Annotated in this window: 1 protein-coding gene (cut by a window edge); it reads left to right on the top strand. The window is 27.9% G+C overall.

Features of this window, described 5'->3' with window-relative positions; genetic code table 11:
* On the top strand, window positions 1-340 hold the 3' end of the coding sequence (locus G3997_RS03765; RefSeq protein ID WP_296648344.1) for an MATE family efflux transporter. The gene continues 1,028 nt to the left of window position 1, outside the view; 340 of the gene's 1,368 nt are visible here — the last part of the coding sequence; its start codon lies beyond the left edge, outside the window; the stop codon is at window positions 338-340.
* The last annotated feature ends 9 nt before the right edge of the window (window positions 341-349 follow it).

Raw genomic sequence — 349 nt, 5'->3', positions numbered from 1 at the left:
ATCAAGTGAAAACAGTGATGTTATTAATACTGCTAAATTATATTTAAATACAGTTTCATTTTTCTTTATACCTCTTAGCTTAATTTTTGTTTATAGAAATACTCTTCAAGGAATGGGATATACTCTTGTACCTATGATGGCTGGTTTTTATGAACTTATAGCAAGATCTTTAATTTCTTTTACACTTCCTGCTTTTATCGGTTATTTAGGCATTTGCTTAGCAAGTCCATTTGCTTGGTTTAGTGCAACTATTCCTCTTTATTTTACTTATAAGAAAAAAATTAATCTTATGTTAACTTCTAATACTTTAGCTGAATGTTGCTCTGATAATGAARTATAAGGGTATTAG

The sequence above is a fragment of the Romboutsia sp. 13368 genome, from assembly GCF_018336475.1.
Classification (GTDB): Bacteria; Bacillota; Clostridia; order Peptostreptococcales; family Peptostreptococcaceae; genus Romboutsia.
Note: the sequence above shows the minus strand (reverse complement) of the source record. Positions and strands in the feature narration are given on the sequence as shown.